A 16291-nucleotide genomic window follows, 5' to 3' on the forward strand; every position below is an offset into this window, starting at 1 on the left:
GCTGGGCAATCAGCAAGCCAACTGAGCGTCCACATTCAACCCCAGATCTTTAAAGCGTGCAATTTTATAACGCAGGGTTCTTGGGCTAATACCCAGTCGACCCGCCGTGTTCTTTTTGCTGCCACCTTCTTGCTTCAGAGTTTGCACAATGATTTCAAACTCCCGGCGTTTCAGGTCATCACCTAACATTGCAGAATGAAGATCTTCCGCGACCTCCTCTTTCAATTCATCTTCCTGTGCATCAAACAGTTCATGTGTTCCCGGAGTAGAAACCTTTTGCTCAAGCGAACTCACATTCGCTGGTAAAATATCAGGTTTCGGGCTGTATTGATTCGCAAACTCCAGCCCCAGATCTTCTGCCACAATTTGATTTCCAGCCTGAAGAATCAGTGCACGCTGCATAACATTATCCAACTCGCGAACATTGCCAGGCCAAGCGTAGCTCAGCATGGCATCCTGAGCGGAAGCGGTCAGTTCCATACCATGACGATGTTGTTTTTCGGCATGGCGTTCCAACAGCTTGTTCGCCAGAGGGATAATATCCTCTTTACGATCACGCAGCGGCGCCCACTGCAGAGGCAATACGCTTAAGCGGTAGTAGAGATCTTCACGGAACTTACCCTCGGCAACATAATGGCGCATATCACGGTTAGAGGTCGCAATAACGCGCACATCGAGTTTGATGGTTTTACGACCGCCCAGGCGCTCCACTTCCCGCTCTTGCAAGACACGCAATAATTTGGCCTGTAAACCCAAATCCATTTCAGAAATTTCATCCAGGAGCAACGTACCGCCATTTGCCTGTTCGAACTTACCCGGTGCAGAACTGGTCGCCCCCGTGTACGCACCCTTTTCATGACCGAACAACATGGCTTCCAGCATGTTTTCAGGAATCGCCGCACAATTGATGGCGATAAAAGGCTTGCTGGCGCGTGGAGACTGATCGTGAACATAACGAGCCAGGACTTCCTTACCGGTTCCAGATTCACCCACAATCAGCACCGTAGAATCGGTTTGAGCCACACGGCTGGCCAATCGCAACAATTGCTGACTCGATTCCGATTCGGCAATGGGCGCATCCAATTGAGAACACGCGGCGCCACGCACGTATTTGGCCACGGTATCCAGTAGCAATTTCGGTTGAAACGGTTTCACCAGATAATCCACAGCCCCCAGTCTCATGGCTTCAACAGAATCGCTGACACTGGCATAGGCAGTAACCAATAACATCGGGATGTGAGCATATTGCTGCCTGACCTGTACCAGCAGTTCGTGGCCCGACATACCCCCCATATTCACGTCTGAAACAATCATATGAATATCACTGTGCAGAGCCAGTTCCTGTAAAGCACGCTCTGCACTTTCTGCAGCGACTACTCGATACTCGGCCATCTCCAGTGTGTCACAGAGTGCTTCGCGCAGATCCATATCATCTTCAACTACCAGGATTTTGTGATTATCCATCATAAACTCGCCTGCCTATCTCGTGTTCTTTTCTGTCTTTCTGAATACTGTTTTGCTTTTGGAGTTTCCATTAAGAATGTTGCAGCAATGGCAATTGGATCGTTGCTGACGCTCCCTGCCCTAACGCTGAACTCAGCTCAAAATGACCACCGTGGGCTTTTGCAACGGAATGCACCACCGCCAACCCCAAACCGGTGCCGTGGGATTTGGTGGTATAAAATAATTCCTGCACTTTTTTCACATCGGCCTGTTCGATCCCAGGCCCCTGATCGCTCACCACAATCTGCACAGCTTCTTCGCCAACAATAAACTCTACCGTCAGTTGAGCGTTTTTGGTCACGGCCTGGATGGCATTGTTAGCCAGATTTAAAATGGCACCAATCAGCGCTTCGCGATTGCAACGCAGATAGCATTCATTCTCCGCAGGAATAAAATGACAGTGAGACTCACTGCTGGACAAAGGCTCTTCCATTGCTTCGCGAACGCCCTGGCACAAATCGTTTAAATCTATGGTGTCGTTCAATGGCAGTTCGCCTTTGGCGAACAGCAACATATCCTGTACCTGCTGTTCCAAATGACTCAGGCGTCCCATTAGCTTATTAGCAAATTGATTACTTTTCTCAGGAGACAGTTGTCCGGACGACAAATGCCCCGCGTACAGCATCGCGGTAGACAGGGGCGTGCGAATTTGATGGGCCAGAGCAGATACCATACGCCCCATTGCCGAAAGTCGTTCATGCCGGCTCAGCTCTGCCTGCAACTTACGCGTTGGGGTTTGGTCAGTCAGGAGAATAATCTGGCCTCCTTCATCGATGGACGAAGTCGCGATACTGAAGAAGCGGCCGTCCCGCGTCGAGACTTCATGCCCGTCATTCTGCCGGGGTGAAAAACAATTCTGAACGATGTCCCGCCACAGGCGACCGTTGATGTCTTCACCCAATAACAATGTCGCAGCAGGATTACATTGGCGTACAAGCCCCTTATCGTCGAGCACGACTACGCCACCGGGTAATACCGACAAAAGCGTTTCCAATCGGCTGGCCAACTGTTCCTTCTCCGCCAGCTCCTGTATGCGTTGCTGGCTGACGCTGTTCAGTTCATCAGTGAGTTCAGTGACGCGGTCTTCCAGCAACTGATAGGATTCAGCCAAGTGCTGGGACAGCTCATTAAACTGAGTAAATGCCTCCTGAAGGCGTGCGACATCGGGATTAAAATCAAAGGCAATGTTTGATTTCGCTAGCGCCGAAACATCCAAAGCGGTCGGTGAAGGCATCGTGAATTCTTACCCCAAGCAAATAAAAACCAGGCGAGGTGCCGGAAAACTGGCGACTCTTCGCAGATACCGGGTTACTGCAAAGCCAGTGCCAATTTAAAAAACAATCAAATGACTATGAGAATATACCCAAGCTACAAACCTCGATCAGAGGCCAGCAAGATACCGGAGAACGATGATTTAAAACGAAAAAAGGCCCGAGAATCGGGCCTTTTGAGTGGAGTTTCTATTGCTGATTCAACCGCGCTGTAATCCGTATTTACGCAGTTTTTCAACCAGAGTGGTGCGACGGATGGTCAATCGATCTGCGGCTCGCGCCACAACACCACCGGAATCATCCAGTGCTTGCTCAATCAAACTCTTTTCGAGATTGGCCAGATATTCTTTCAAATTAATGCCGGTTTCAGGCAATAAAGTGGTGTCGAACATGCTCACGACATTGGTTTGGCGAGGTCCGGATTCCTCCGCAATACCGAAATCTTCCTCTTCCACCTCAACGTGGCGATATTTTGTCGGCAAGTCCTGCACCCCCACTACACCATAGGGATACATGATCGCCATGCGCTCAACAAGATTCGCCAATTCGCGAACATTGCCCGACCACTGATGACGACAAAGGGACAAAATCGCAGCGGAATTAAAACGAATGGAGCCGCGATTTTCGCTTTCAAGGCGAGAGACCAACTCGTTCAATAGCAGCGGGATATCTTCATCGCGCTCACGCAAAGAAGGCATCTCAATGGGGAAGACATTCAAGCGATAGTACAGATCTTCCCGGAAGCTGCCTTCTTCGATCATGCTCTCCAAGTTCCGGTGGGTCGCAGCGATGATCCGAACATTGGTGGGAATGCTCTTGTTTCCACCAACACGTTCAAACGTTTTTTCCTGTAAAACCCGCAGAATTTTCACCTGCATATTCAAGGGCATGTCACCTATTTCATCAAGAAATAAAGTGCCACCCTCGGCCATTTCAAAGCGCCCTGCCCGCGAGCTGATGGCTCCGGTAAAAGCCCCTTTCTCATGACCAAATAATTCGCTTTCCAACAAATCTGGCGGAATCGCACCACAGTTTACAGGTACAAAAGGCTCTTCTCGACGATCTGAATGGTAATGCAGATTACGAGCAACCACCTCTTTGCCGGTACCGGATTCTCCCGTAATCAACACCGATACATCTTTATCCGCGACCTGGGACATCATAGTACGAACGGTTTGAATTTCACGGGAAGTGCCGACTAAACTGCGGAACAAATGTGAAGGGCGCTGGCCATTTGAGCTGGCCGCCATGCGTTTGGCTTCGCGATAACGCTGAGCCCTATGCAGAGTATCCAGCAGCTGATTATACGTTGGTGGTGTGTGAATGGCGGCAACAACGCTGTGTCGCAATTCACTGGACAGGCCTTCGCGCAAGGCTTCAAGATCAGCGGACTTCTTACCGAGAACAATAATCGGCAGGTTCGCGTCCCAATCGTGAATTTCCTGAATCTGTTCCTGAGCCGGACTGTCGGCCTGGCAATCACCAAGCAACACCGCGACAAATTCTTCAGGCTGCTCGCCGCTGCTGTCAATAAAGGTTCGCCAACCGGATAAAGACGTGGCGATACTGGGCTCACCAAGGAAGTCCAATATCACTTTCAAATTGTGGCGCCGCTCCCCATCATCATCAACCACTAACACTTTGATGTCTCGCCACATTGTCTTGCTTCCTCATTACCTACGTACATTTTTTGCCCAGTCCGTGGTCACTGTCACATAGTTGACCACGATTACTGCGCAGAAATCATATGGTAATTAATAGTCAATACCTTGGCGGGAGTCAATTAAATGACAGGAAAAATCAATAATTTAAAGCAGAACGCTAAAAATCGATGAAAAATGCGGCAGCTTTTAAGAAAAAATCCGATACCGCACTAATTGTTACTTTGGGCATTGAGGGCGTCGAAGTTCGCTTTGATAAAGTCCAGTGAAGAGTTCAGCTGGGCAACCAACGTATCGTAATAAGTGAACTGTCGACTCAAGGAACTGCGACGGGTTTCCATCCGGGTTTCCAATTTTGCCTTCTCTTCGGAAATTTCCTTCAAGGAAGCCTGGAAGCCTGATTCCTTTTCCGTCAGGAAACCTGTTGTACTGAGTGCGGCCTCAAGAAAACGCTCGGTTTGCTCTGCCAACCCCAAATTGAAGTTCACCGTACCGCGTTTGCCAATAGCATCGCCGGTTATTCGCAGAGCCAAACCATAGGCATCGTTTCCTTCAGGTCCGGTCAAACGCTGGCCACTGCCAACGGCAGCAACACCATTGATGGTACCGGCCACATCCTTGCCTTTGACCACATCGGTTTCGCTACCATCACTGGCCTTTATGCCTAAGCTGCTGGCCATGGCCTCTTCCGCAGCGGTGATTCTGAAACTGTCGCCATTGCCAAAGGCAATACGCAAACCACCTTCCTGGTTGCCTCCCTGAAAGCTGACCGTCGCATTACTTCCGTCGACACCATTGCTAACACCGGAACTCAAGCCAAAGCCATCCAGACCCGCAGTAGCCGTCACTCCCGTCAGGCCAAGTAAGTCATTGCTGATACCACTGATTGCCAGGGTTTCGCCGTCGGCAGCATTGATGCCTTCAAAGTAGATCTGATTGGAGGCATTCTGCTTAACCACAATATCCCCGGCCGATAAGCCTGCGGTGCCTAGCGCCGTATCAAGCTGGGCCTGAATGTCAGCAAGCAGGGTCGTGGGGCCGGAAGCGGGTACCGTGATGCTACTCAGATCGACATTCACCGGGCTTCCGCCATTTAAAGTGAGCGTAAAGGCTGCACCCGTAAAATCGGTGGTATTGTCAAAGGTGCTGGTATCGACACTTCCTGCACTCAAGCTCGCCAGGCGACCATCCTGTTTAACATCGATGCTGCCGCTATTGCCAATGGTGCTGCCTGTCAACACCAGATTGCCGGAGTCCAGTGACGCGGTAAGAACACCGCCGCCTAATGCCGAATCCAGAGCATCCTGAATAGCCTTGAGGTTGTCGTTCTCATCAATCTGGGTATCCCCATTGAGATCTGTCGTAGCATTTTGATTTACAACAACCTCAACATCGGCACCACCATCAACTGACACTGTGAAGCTGCGGTTAGCCGCACTGAAATCAATCGGGCTGGAAAGATCCACACTACCCGCAGAGGTTTGCGCGGTTTCTCCGGTTCCGGTTTGGGCATTTATCGCATTCTGTACCGCCGTCGCCAATGCTGCACCGGTGGTATACGTGGCCTGGGCAATTTGCAGGTCATCGTAGCTTGTGCCATTTAAGCTCAAGCTGAACGTATCGTTATTCGCATCAACCACGAAAGGCGTCGCTAATGTATCTGCACTCGCCAGAGCATCCGCTTTACTGGTGGACGACACATTGGCATTAATTCCCAAAGACGCCAGCCCCGTATCAGCCGAGAGCAATTGGTAGGTTTCATCATCGTTAAAACTGATGGTGAATTGGCCACCGTCCTGCTCACCGCTGTAACTGACAGATGCAACCAGGCCTTCACCCGACAAGTTGCTGTCCGCATTGATCGCACTTTGAATGGCGCTCGCCAAACTGTCCCCGTCACCGTAGCTGCCTTGGGCAATGGCAATATTGCCACTTTCAATACCGGCAACCTTCAAGGTGAAATTGTCATTGCTGCTATCAATGACCACTGCACTGTTTAGATCGGTGGTAGTGCTCAACGCACTGGTCAGGTCCAGAGTTCTAGGCCCTTGTCCGGGCGTATACAGCCCGAGTTCCGCCGCCATATTGTTGTCGATACTGCTAAACGATACGGAAGATTTGGAGCCGAAACTGGCCGAGGTAATGCTGAAACTGTTGTTACTGCTATCAAATTCGACGGCTACAGATTTGGCATTGTCTTTCAATTTTTCGTCGGCATTGATCTGGGTTTGCAGAAGATTGGCCAACTCAGACCCGGTATAGGTTCCTTGGGTCAGAGTGATGCTGTTGGACGTTACACCATCGATATTAATATTAAAGTCGTCATTCTGGGCATTGATAATATAGGAGCCACCGGCTGTCGCATTACCACTGAACTCGCCCTGTGTGGCCAACTGGGTCACCACCACATCGTAGTCACCAGATTTGGTTTGATTGTTGCCACGAATATATTCAACGTTGGAAGCACCCACACCGGTTGTGCCAAATAATTTGGTTAAGGCCTCGGGTTCGTTCCTGGCATAGTTGGTAAATTCAGTGGAATCGAAGCTGATGATGCCCGTTTTATTATCGGTTTTGATTCCAATTTCCGCGAGGGAGTTAATGCTGCCCTGGGCACTTACGGGTATCGCACTGCTCAAAATACGCTTGAGCTGGTTTTCCAAATTTCGGACACTGGGATCCCCGGTAAAAATACTGCCGGATTGCTCTTCAACATTATAAGCCGTCAGATTATTTGTCAGGGTTTTGAGTTCGTTATAGGACGTTACAAAATCCTGCATGCGCTTATTGATGGTTTCCATATCCGCTTCAACGGTTAAGGTCACCGGCTCGCCTACAGAAGTCTGACGCAGATTCAATGTAACGCCGTTAATTACACCCGTAACCTGATTGGATTCCCGGCTGATTTCCAAACCATTTACGGTCAGGTTTGCGTCAACCGCATTGGTTGCATGCAACACATTATCGCTGTCAGACTGATTAAAATTAAAATCGTCCAAGCCATTGTTGGCGTTCTGGGTTTCGATGGTAAAACCATTTTTTGCACCGGTTTTTTCAGATTCAAATAGCAAACGAAAACCATCACCGGTATCGACAATAGAAGCGCGGACACCCATATTGGCCGAGTTAATTGCATCGCGGACACCCGCGAGGGTGTGATTACCGGAATTAATAGTGATGCTTTTGCTGGCTTGCGCATTGTCCTGGGTAAAGCTGTCAAAACTGGTAACACTCTTATCCGCAGCAAGCGTGGTTTCCACCTCGCCGAATTTAAACACCAAAGTGCCCTGCCCTACGACATCGTTCAGACTGCCATAGGTTTTTGACGCCAGGGTTTGGGAACGGGCAAGTTGCGTGGTTTCCACCGTATAGACACCGGCACTGGCCAAGCTACTGGCTGTCGCGGTTAGCTTGTTCGTATCGCTGCTTGACGTGGTATTGGTTTCAAAAGAGGACGCCAGGGTTAAAGAACTCACCGCCGATTGCAAACTCGATACGGCGCTTTTGATATTACCCAGTTCGGAAATTTTAGTTTCGAGGTCAACTTTCTCAGTGTCCAGACGCTTATCCGTCGGGCTGCGTTCCGCCTCGATCAGCTGATCGATCAAATCATTATTTAGAACGCCTGATCCCACACCAACGGAGGAAATACTGGCCATGTTTAACTCCCCGAATACCGAGCGATATTCCAATCTCTGATTTTATGTGGTGTTAACCGCGACAAGCCCCAGGGGTGGGGCTTATCACTGAAAACAGACCCTTGCGGGCCATGGACTGCGACGACTCCGGGTATTGATGAACCCTTTGCCCGTTCGCCTTGTGGGCAACCTAGGCATGAGCACTGAACAGTCTTATCGGCTCTTCTTCATTCAATTTTCGGGCCAAGTCCAGGGCAACATCATCGGGTAACTGACGAATTACCTTGGAGGTATTCCTGTCAATCACCGTAATGACCGTGCGCCCGGTGCTTTCATCCATTGAAAACTGCAACTCTCGTTGACTGGACTGCACATACTCATTCAAACGAGAGACCGCTTGCGCCAAATCCTTTTGTACAGACTCATTATGGTTAACGGCCTCCTTAACGATTTCTGTAGTCTCTCCATCCCCGGGAGGCAAATCTTTGCCGCCATTGGTCGGTTTCTCTACCGGTCTAACGGCTGAAGTTCGGCTGGGCATGGCAGCATGGCTGGATTGCACTTCGTTCATAGCCTATTCCTCAGTTTCTTGCGGATACCTGGGAGCCCCGGTACGAATGACCAAGACTCCCCTCTCCTGTTGCCAACCCTTACTGAAGCAGTGACAACACTTGTTGAGGCAAGGCATTAGCCTGGGCCAGGATTGAAGTACCGGCCTGCTGTAAAACCCGAGTACGCGATAACTCTGCCGTTTCGGAGGCGAAGTCAGCATCGCGAATACGCGAATTCGAGGCCGTCAGGTTTTCAGCATTGACCTGCAGATTTTTCACCGTTGTTTCAAAACGGTTTTGAATGGCACCGAGATCAGCGCGCTGGGCATTGACCGTATCCAAAGCATTATCGATCGCCGTTAGGGCCGCATTGGCACCTTCCACGGTGGTGAGATCAAGATCCTTCAGGAAGGTACCGTCTTCCCCGCCACCGAAAGAGCCAGCGGTGAAACCCAGTTCATTAAGTTTAGTGCTGCCGTTTATGCCCGCGCCGACTTCAATATCACCAGCACCGGTCAGTGTTACTGTTGAATAGGTGGTTTCCGCAACGGCATCAGCGTCAGCTTTGGTACCGCCTGCGGTAGTGATATCAGAAGAAGAAATACCGGACGACCCCGCCAGCCCAAAATCACTGGCAACCCCTCCAGTGCCACCGGCATTGGTATCGAAGGCCAGCACAATATTGCGGCCATCCGCTGCAGACAGAGTCAGACTTTCACCATTATCGGTAGCAATGACACCGGTTTGTCCACTGACTTTATTGATTTGCTCCAGAGCATGGGCTCGGTTCGAGCCTTCATCGGTTTGCACGGTTAAGGACACTTCAACGCCGTTCACCCAGACCGCTGCAGTATTGCCCGCCGTACCCGCCGTAGTGCTTGAGCCGCCGACAAATTCAGTGGCGTTCACATTGGCACTGACCCCGGTTTCGCCAGTGGACTTATTAATCGCTGCTGCTATCGAAATACCGGATGCTTCTTTGGTTGAACTGTCCGCGTCATCATAAGACGCCGTATCATCGCCTGCTTGAGCCGCTTTAATAGCAACGTTGTTGATCACCAGATCACCCGCATCCAAATCTCGATCCGGTACCGTTGGGGTGCCAGCAACGGCGTCTGTACCATCTGTGCTCGCATCAATCGTTATCGGCGTCCCGGTGGTACCCGCTGCAATCGTTGTGGTTGCGCCCGTAGTATTTGCGGTAATCGTAAACTTATCATCATCACCCCCCGAGTCCGTCAAGGTATATCCCGCGGCCGTAAACTGTGAAGCCAAATCGGCAATCAAGGCCGTGTCATCGGCATACGCTGCGGTACCGTCCACCTTAGTCAGCGTTATCTCCGAACCATCCAGAGTGATCGTCTGTTCTATATCCGAGCCAGAAGCCGCGCCGGCGAAAGCAGCAAGGTCAATCGTGGCGGTTGCCGCCGTCGCCGCTGTTCCACCCGAAGTTCCCGCCGGAGTGCCCGTCTTCGCAGATGAACTGACAACGCTAACCCCTGGGGAATAATCACCTTTCGACAAGCCGGCATTCGCCAGATCACCATTGCCTGTACCGTTTCCGCCATCAATGCCGATCACTTTTGTATCGCCTTCGGCGACCAAGGTAAACCCGCCTTCATAGGTTCCACCTGCAGCCAGACCGGTATTTTCAGCCGTTAAACCACCCGTTCCAAAATCCAGTTGAATATTACGACCGTCAGCGGTTTCCAGAGTTACACCGGTTGCGGCATCATCGGTATTGATTGCTTTTACACCGGTTTGTTCAGAAACCGCATTAATTGCTGACGCGACTGCCGCGCGAGTTGTCGCGGCGTCACCGGTTGTGTCTACCTGAATGGCGACGCCATTCAATGTCAAACTGTCACCGGTAACCGCAGCGGCAGTCTGTACCGAACCTGCTACCGTGTTTTCATCCACCACCGCCCTTACACCGGTTTCATTCGTGTGCTTGTTGATTGCCGCCACTTTAGAAATGGCTGATGCACCGGCATTATCCGTCGAGGCATCGTCATCGGCTGCTGACGATGAGGAAATGGTAATCCCGTTAATAATCAAATCACCATTTCCAAGCGCGGAATCGGTACCAACCGCCGAAACACCCGACTGGTCCGACACACCGAGTTTATCCACGCTCAAATCGGCCACCTGAACATCAATGGTTTCGCCACCATTGGCACCCACTTGAAATTTGGTATCAAAAGTTCCGTCCAGCAATTTCTGGCCATTGAAATTGGTTTCTTTTGCTGTGCGGGTAATCTCAGCAATCATTTGCTGCGCTTCAGCGTTCAGTGCTTCCCGGTCCGAAGCTGAGTTAGTCCCATTCGCTGCCTGCAAAGCCAGTTCGCGGATACGCTGTAGAGATTCCGTCATCGTGCCCAGGGCACCTTCGGCGGTTTGAGCCAGAGAAATACCATCACCGGAGTTACGTATTGCAACGGCAAGGCCCTGGGTTTGAGAAGAAAAACGAGTGGAAATTGCAAGTCCTGCCGCATCGTCCTTTGCGCTGTTTATGCGCAAACCCGAAGACAGGCGCTGCATGGCCTCAGCCTGCGCACCCTGCGACTTGCTTAAATTACGTTGCGCCATCAACGACGCCATATTGGTATTAATGATCGAAGCCATAACAAACACCTTTGTCAAAAAAGGCGTACACGCAAACGCGAGCACGCAACCCATTTACATCCGATTCTCTTGGTTTGGCGGCCTTAATCGTTGAAAATTTAGGCGGCCATAAAACCATTCATCGAATGAAACAGATCGCGTTCTCTAAAGAATTTTTATTTCAAGGGTTTAAATATGCGTTCGAATCGGTGTTTGTTATGGCTAACAAAAATATTTAATCTCTTGAAACTTATGACTTTTATCGAACTACGGTATCGTTAAATGTCTCTTTTAAAAATCCTCTGGTAACGTTGAAAAACCGTTTGTCTTTTTTTGCTTAGCTTAACCGGTCAACCGAACATAATTCAGCTGACCGGTCAATTTATGCGTGAGCGCTAAAGAGCTTTAAAGGTTCTTCCTGGTTTAACTTCTTTGCCAAATCTAAAACCACCTGATCCGGCAGCTGGCGAATGACTTCGGATGTGTAGCGATCAGTTACCGTAATAACGGTTTGACCGGTATCTTCATCCATGGAAAATTTCAAATCTCGCTGAGTGGACTGCACATAATCATTCAAACGAGAAACGGCCTTTTCCAAGTCCTGCTGTACCGCCTCTGAACTGGGCGCTGCCTGTTCAATGGAAGGTTCAGCAGACACCTGAGTCTGAACACCAGCATTGCTCGCTACAGGCTTAACCGGCTCGCTAGGCTTAACACTTAGCTGGGTCGCTGTATAAGAGGTTTGCATTTCGTTCATAATATCTTCCTCAGGCCGCTGCTTGGTCAGGGGAGTCTGTGACTCCCCGTTCCTCTAGGTTACCTACCCCTGAATTACTGGAGCAGTGACAACACCTGGTTTGGCAGGGCATTGGCCTGGGCCAAGATTGACGTACCTGCCTGCTGTAGAACTCGAGCTCGGGACAACTCAGCCGTTTCAGCAGCAAAGTCAGCGTCACGAATACGAGAGTTCGAAGCCGTCAGGTTCTCAGCATTCACCTGCAAGTTCTTCACGGTGGTTTCAAAGCGGTTTTGAATCGCACCCAGGTCTGCACGCTGAGCATTCACAGTGTCCAGAGCGTTATCGATTGCAGTCAGAGCCGCATTTGCACCATCGACTGTGGTCAGATCGATATCTTTCAAGAAAGTACCGTCTTCACCGCCGCCGAAGTTACCGGCTGTGAAGCCCAACTCATCCAGAGCAGTACTGCCATTGATACCCGCACCTACTTCGATATCACCAGCGCCTGTCAGGGTTACGGTTGAGTATGTCGTAACCGCTGCAGCATCGGCATCGGTCTTACTTGCCAGGTCTGAGGAAGAAATATCACTTCCACCCAAACCAAAGTGAGCTGCTGTTACGCCATCAGCAGGAGTCGTATCATTGGTATCGAATGCCAATACAATGTTTCGGCCATCAGCCGCTGTCAGAGTCAAACTCTCACCGTTGTCGGCTGCAGTAACGCCTGTCTGGCCAGATACTTTGTTGATCTGCTCCAGGGCATGGGCACGACTTGAACCGGCGTCTGCCTGAACAGTCAAGCTAACTTCAACACCATTCACCCATACGGCACCGGTGTTACCTACACCGCCCGCCGAACCGGCTGCCGCTGGTGCCGTGGTGCTGGAACCACCCACAAACTCAGTAGCATTCACTTCAGCCGAAACGCCTGTCTCGCTCGTAGACTTATTGATCGCCGCAGCAATCGAAATACCGGAAGCTTGCTTGGAAGAACTCGCAGCATCGGCATAAGAAGCCGTATCATCACCAGCCTGCGCAGCTTTAATTGCAACGTTATTGATCACAAGATCACCGGCATCCAAATCTCGGTCAGAAGGACCAACCAAGTCTGCACCAGCCGTGTACCCAGTGATTGCAGTACCCGCACCGTTACCAGCCGTTGCACCTGTTGCCAATGTGGAAGTAGCACCGGTTGAGCTGGATGTAATGGTAAACAAACCATCCTGCGCAGCACCGCCGTTAACTGCGGTTAAGGTTATGCCACTCTGGCCAGCCAAATCAGCAATAATGTCATCATTGTCCGCACCCGCACCGGACAAATCCGCATCAAATGTCCAAGTCTGGTCTGTTCCATCTACCGTTACTACTACGGTGTGAGGGCCACCACCTGAGTTATCCGCCAGGAAGTTAGACAAATCAATTGTACCCGTCGCAGCTGTAGCGGCCGTACCTACGTCACCAGTTTTAGCGGAAGCACTTACTGCACTCACGCCTGGTGTGTATTCGCCCTTCGCCAGACCGGCGTTAGCAATATCACCATTACCAGTTCCATTACCACCATCAATATCGATGGTTTTAGTGTCGCCTTCGGCGATCAGCGTAAAGCCACCTTCATAAGTGCCACCTGCAGCCAAGCCTGTATTTGCAGCGGTTAAACCACCCGCCCCGAAGTCCAGTTCAATATTACGACCATCAGCAGCTTGCAAAGTAACACCTGTTGCCGCATCTTCAGTATCAACAGCCTTAACACCAGTTTGCTCAGAGACGGCGTTTATTGCTGAAGCTACTGCAGCACGAGTAGTCGCTGCGTCACCGGTAGTGTCGACCTGAATGGAGACGCCATTTAAAGTCAAGCTCTGACCTGTAATGGCACCCGCTGTTTGCACAGAACCTGCCACATTGTTTTCGTCTACAACTGCTCTCACTCCGGTTTCATCAGTGTGCTTGTTAATTGCGGCTGCTTTAGCAATCGCAGAAGCACCTGCGTTATCAGTTGAGGCATCGTCATCAGCAGCGGATGAAGTGGAAATTGAAACACCGTTGATGATCAAATCACCGTTACCCAATGCTGAGTCAGTACCGACAGCAGAGACACCTGCCTGGTCCGACACACCCAGCTTGTCTACGCTCAAGTCTGAAACCTGAACATCGATGGTCTCACCACCGTTGGCGCCTACCTGGAATTTTGTATCGAAGGTACCATCTAACAGCTTCTGGCCGTTAAAGTTGGTTTCTTTTGCGGTACGTGTGATTTCAGCAATCATTTGCTGAGCTTCTGCGTTCAGAGCTTCACGGTCAGAAGCGGAGTTCGTACCGTTCGCTGCCTGCAGAGCGAGTTCACGTACACGCTGCAAAGATTCTGTCATGGTACCCAAAGCACCTTCGGCGGTTTGCGCCAAAGAGATACCATCACCCGAGTTACGGATTGCCACCGCCAAACCCTGGGTCTGTGAAGAGAAGCGAGTGGAGATTGCCAAACCGGCAGCATCGTCCTTTGCGCTGTTAATTCGTAGACCTGAAGACAGGCGTTGCATGGCATCCGCTTGAGCACCTTGAGCGCTACTCAAGTTACGTTGCGCTGTCAGCGACGCCATATTTGTATTAATAACCGAAGCCATATCATTACTCCTTAGAGATTACCTGCGTTCCTGCCTAAGCAAGCTCGCGACCTTTTTGACCAAGACGCCCAATCGTGCATTCTGACGAAGATGATTGTTCAATCTTTGATACTTCCGAAATTGGAAAACCACCGGTTGCACAATCTGTACCAAAGCTGGCACCTGCATCCTGATCCATATTTGCCAAAGCAAAATGTTTCAATGGTCTTAACGGCAGTAGGGGAAAATGCTTTAACGGGATATTGACCGCTTGTCGCGTTTTTAAACAGAGAACCCATAAAGATCAGGGTTTCTAATAAGGAGGGGTAGCAAATCGGTTTCTCAGGAACATCCTTAAAATTCGCCAGGAGCCCTTAAATAACGGGCTTCCAGTCTATTGAGCACTCATTGGCCTATCAGAAATAATCGTGGCTATACCAGATAAGACAATGATTACGGTTTCTATATATAGACAATAAAAATTTGTTTGTCATATTTTTCATCGTTATTTTTCCTGATCCCAATTCAGACGCAAAATATTGATTTTTTGGCCGAGGTTTCAACCTTCTTATATTAAAGAAGGAGGTACAGCGCCCTCTAAGCACGAACAAAAAACATACAACCTTCGATAAATTGAAGGCGGAAAAAATTCGAAATATTAATGACATACGGCAACTCACTTCCGCTCCTTCCCTTGCCATTCAACGAAAATTTGCCGCTCGACCAACGGCAGATAAATTTCCGGGATTTTATTAAAGCCACCCTGCCCCTGGCCGAAAACATTTACATAACACATCTGTGCGATGACGCATCGTTAAAAACACACGGGGTATATTATGTTTTACGGTTCAGGTTCTGCAGCAGCGCAATATCAGCGAAACAACAGCTATAGCGCATTGGATGCATCGCCACATAAACTGATCAGTTTGCTCATGGGGGGCGCTTTAGACCGCTTGGCGAAAGCCAAAGGTCATGCCGAACGCGGCGAACACGAGCAACGCAGCCGCTTTATTGGTAAAGCCACCGAGATGATTGACTGTCTGCGCGAGTCACTGGACCACAAGCACAATCCAGATATGACCCGCGACCTTGAGCAGTTGTACGACTATATGACCTTTCGTTTGTTCAGCGCCAACGCAGAGAACAGTCCAGCAATGATTGAAGAAGTGTATAGCTTGTTGCATGGCATTTATGCCGCTTGGCAGGAAATCGAAGCTTAAGGCTGGCCTGCTATTTGCTAACTCGCTATTTGCTAGATTGACACTTGCTTTAACCGGCAGTGAAAAAGGACAGCACCGTGGAACAGAATTTAGGGCACACTGCCCCAGCACACAAAGACAGGACTTTTATGAGCGCTATTCGCAATCTGCGCCTGGCCATCATTGATGCCGCGCAAGAAGAAAGCTGGAATCAACTTCTCGATATTGACCAGCAGCTGAGAACGATCCTGGACGGGGGACAAATTGCCGGCCAGGGTGTCGCCACCGAACAAGATATTCTCGAACTCGGTCGTATTCTGGAGTGCTACCAATCTGTGATTGAGGATCTAAAGCAGCGCCAGGAAGATCTGAGCAAGCAGGCCGATGCTCTGAATAAAGCCAAGCGTGGAGCCATCAGCTATCTGAGTGTCGCCAAGTAATTTCCGGCCTCCGCCAAGCCAGGCGGAAGCCAAAAACGAACTACTCCCCCCAATTGCCACAATGGCAATTTTTTGCCGCAGCCGAGCC

General features: G+C 50.2%; 10 protein-coding genes. 2 read left to right on the forward strand and 8 right to left on the reverse strand.

What is annotated here, in order from left to right:
* Positions 1–9: 9 nt before the first annotated feature.
* The 8 genes from G8768_RS18660 to G8768_RS18695 form a co-directional block, all read right to left on the reverse strand.
* Positions 10–1467: a sigma-54-dependent transcriptional regulator gene (locus G8768_RS18660; protein WP_279546325.1), complete on the reverse strand. Its 1458-nt coding sequence runs from the start codon at positions 1465–1467 to the stop codon at positions 10–12.
* A gap of 67 nt (positions 1468–1534) precedes the next feature.
* Entirely contained in the window at positions 1535–2737 is a 1203-nt protein-coding gene (locus G8768_RS18665; RefSeq protein WP_166847734.1) for a sensor histidine kinase, read from the reverse strand.
* 237 nt (positions 2738–2974) lie between these two features.
* Positions 2975–4432, reverse strand: coding sequence for a sigma-54-dependent transcriptional regulator (locus G8768_RS18670; RefSeq protein ID WP_166847729.1), 1458 nt, complete (start codon positions 4430–4432; stop codon positions 2975–2977).
* A gap of 215 nt (positions 4433–4647) precedes the next feature.
* On the reverse strand, positions 4648–8094 hold the full coding sequence (gene fliD, locus G8768_RS18675; protein WP_166847725.1) for a flagellar filament capping protein FliD: 3447 nt from the start codon (positions 8092–8094) through the stop codon (positions 4648–4650).
* Positions 8095–8263: 169 nt separating this feature from the next.
* Positions 8264–8644 (reverse strand): flagellar protein FlaG, encoded by a 381-nt coding sequence (locus tag G8768_RS18680; protein WP_208020262.1) that lies wholly within the window; start codon positions 8642–8644, stop codon positions 8264–8266.
* Between the two features lie 79 nt (positions 8645–8723).
* Positions 8724–11249 (reverse strand): flagellin N-terminal helical domain-containing protein, encoded by a 2526-nt coding sequence (locus G8768_RS18685; RefSeq protein WP_166847721.1) that lies wholly within the window; start codon positions 11247–11249, stop codon positions 8724–8726.
* Between the two features lie 361 nt (positions 11250–11610).
* Positions 11611–11985 (reverse strand): flagellar protein FlaG, encoded by a 375-nt coding sequence (locus G8768_RS18690; RefSeq protein WP_166847718.1) that lies wholly within the window; start codon positions 11983–11985, stop codon positions 11611–11613.
* Between the two features lie 74 nt (positions 11986–12059).
* Complete coding sequence (locus tag G8768_RS18695) at positions 12060–14585, reverse strand: flagellin N-terminal helical domain-containing protein (protein ID WP_166847709.1); 2526 nt, start codon at positions 14583–14585, stop codon at positions 12060–12062.
* 815 nt (positions 14586–15400) lie between these two features.
* Here G8768_RS18695 and fliS point away from each other — a divergent pair.
* Together fliS and G8768_RS18705 are read left to right on the forward strand one after the other, a co-directional pair.
* Positions 15401–15784, forward strand: a complete 384-nt coding sequence (gene fliS / locus G8768_RS18700; RefSeq protein WP_166847706.1) for a flagellar export chaperone FliS — start codon at positions 15401–15403, stop codon at positions 15782–15784.
* A gap of 128 nt (positions 15785–15912) precedes the next feature.
* Positions 15913–16203 carry a hypothetical protein gene (locus G8768_RS18705; RefSeq protein ID WP_166847703.1) on the forward strand — a complete coding sequence of 97 codons (291 nt, stop codon included), beginning with the start codon at positions 15913–15915 and terminating at the stop codon, positions 16201–16203.
* Positions 16204–16291: the final 88 nt, after the last annotated feature.

Source organism: Pseudoteredinibacter isoporae (assembly GCF_011602085.1).
Lineage (GTDB): Bacteria > Pseudomonadota > Gammaproteobacteria > Pseudomonadales > Cellvibrionaceae > Pseudoteredinibacter > Pseudoteredinibacter isoporae.

Excerpts from the sequence above, each read along its gene's own strand:
- G8768_RS18660 (WP_279546325.1), bottom strand. The coding sequence starts at position 1,467 with ATGATGGATAATCACAAAATCCTGGTAGTTGAAGATGATATGGATCTG.
- G8768_RS18665 (WP_166847734.1), bottom strand. The coding sequence starts at position 2,737 with ATGCCTTCACCGACCGCTTTGGATGTTTCGGCGCTAGCGAAATCAAAC.
- G8768_RS18670 (WP_166847729.1), bottom strand. The coding sequence starts at position 4,432 with ATGTGGCGAGACATCAAAGTGTTAGTGGTTGATGATGATGGGGAGCGG.
- fliD (WP_166847725.1), bottom strand. The coding sequence starts at position 8,094 with ATGGCCAGTATTTCCTCCGTTGGTGTGGGATCAGGCGTTCTAAATAAT.
- G8768_RS18680 (WP_208020262.1), bottom strand. The coding sequence starts at position 8,644 with ATGAACGAAGTGCAATCCAGCCATGCTGCCATGCCCAGCCGAACTTCA.
- G8768_RS18685 (WP_166847721.1), bottom strand. The coding sequence starts at position 11,249 with ATGGCTTCGATCATTAATACCAATATGGCGTCGTTGATGGCGCAACGT.
- G8768_RS18690 (WP_166847718.1), bottom strand. The coding sequence starts at position 11,985 with ATGAACGAAATGCAAACCTCTTATACAGCGACCCAGCTAAGTGTTAAG.
- G8768_RS18695 (WP_166847709.1), bottom strand. The coding sequence starts at position 14,585 with ATGGCTTCGGTTATTAATACAAATATGGCGTCGCTGACAGCGCAACGT.
- fliS (WP_166847706.1), top strand. The coding sequence starts at position 15,401 with ATGTTTTACGGTTCAGGTTCTGCAGCAGCGCAATATCAGCGAAACAAC.
- G8768_RS18705 (WP_166847703.1), top strand. The coding sequence starts at position 15,913 with ATGAGCGCTATTCGCAATCTGCGCCTGGCCATCATTGATGCCGCGCAA.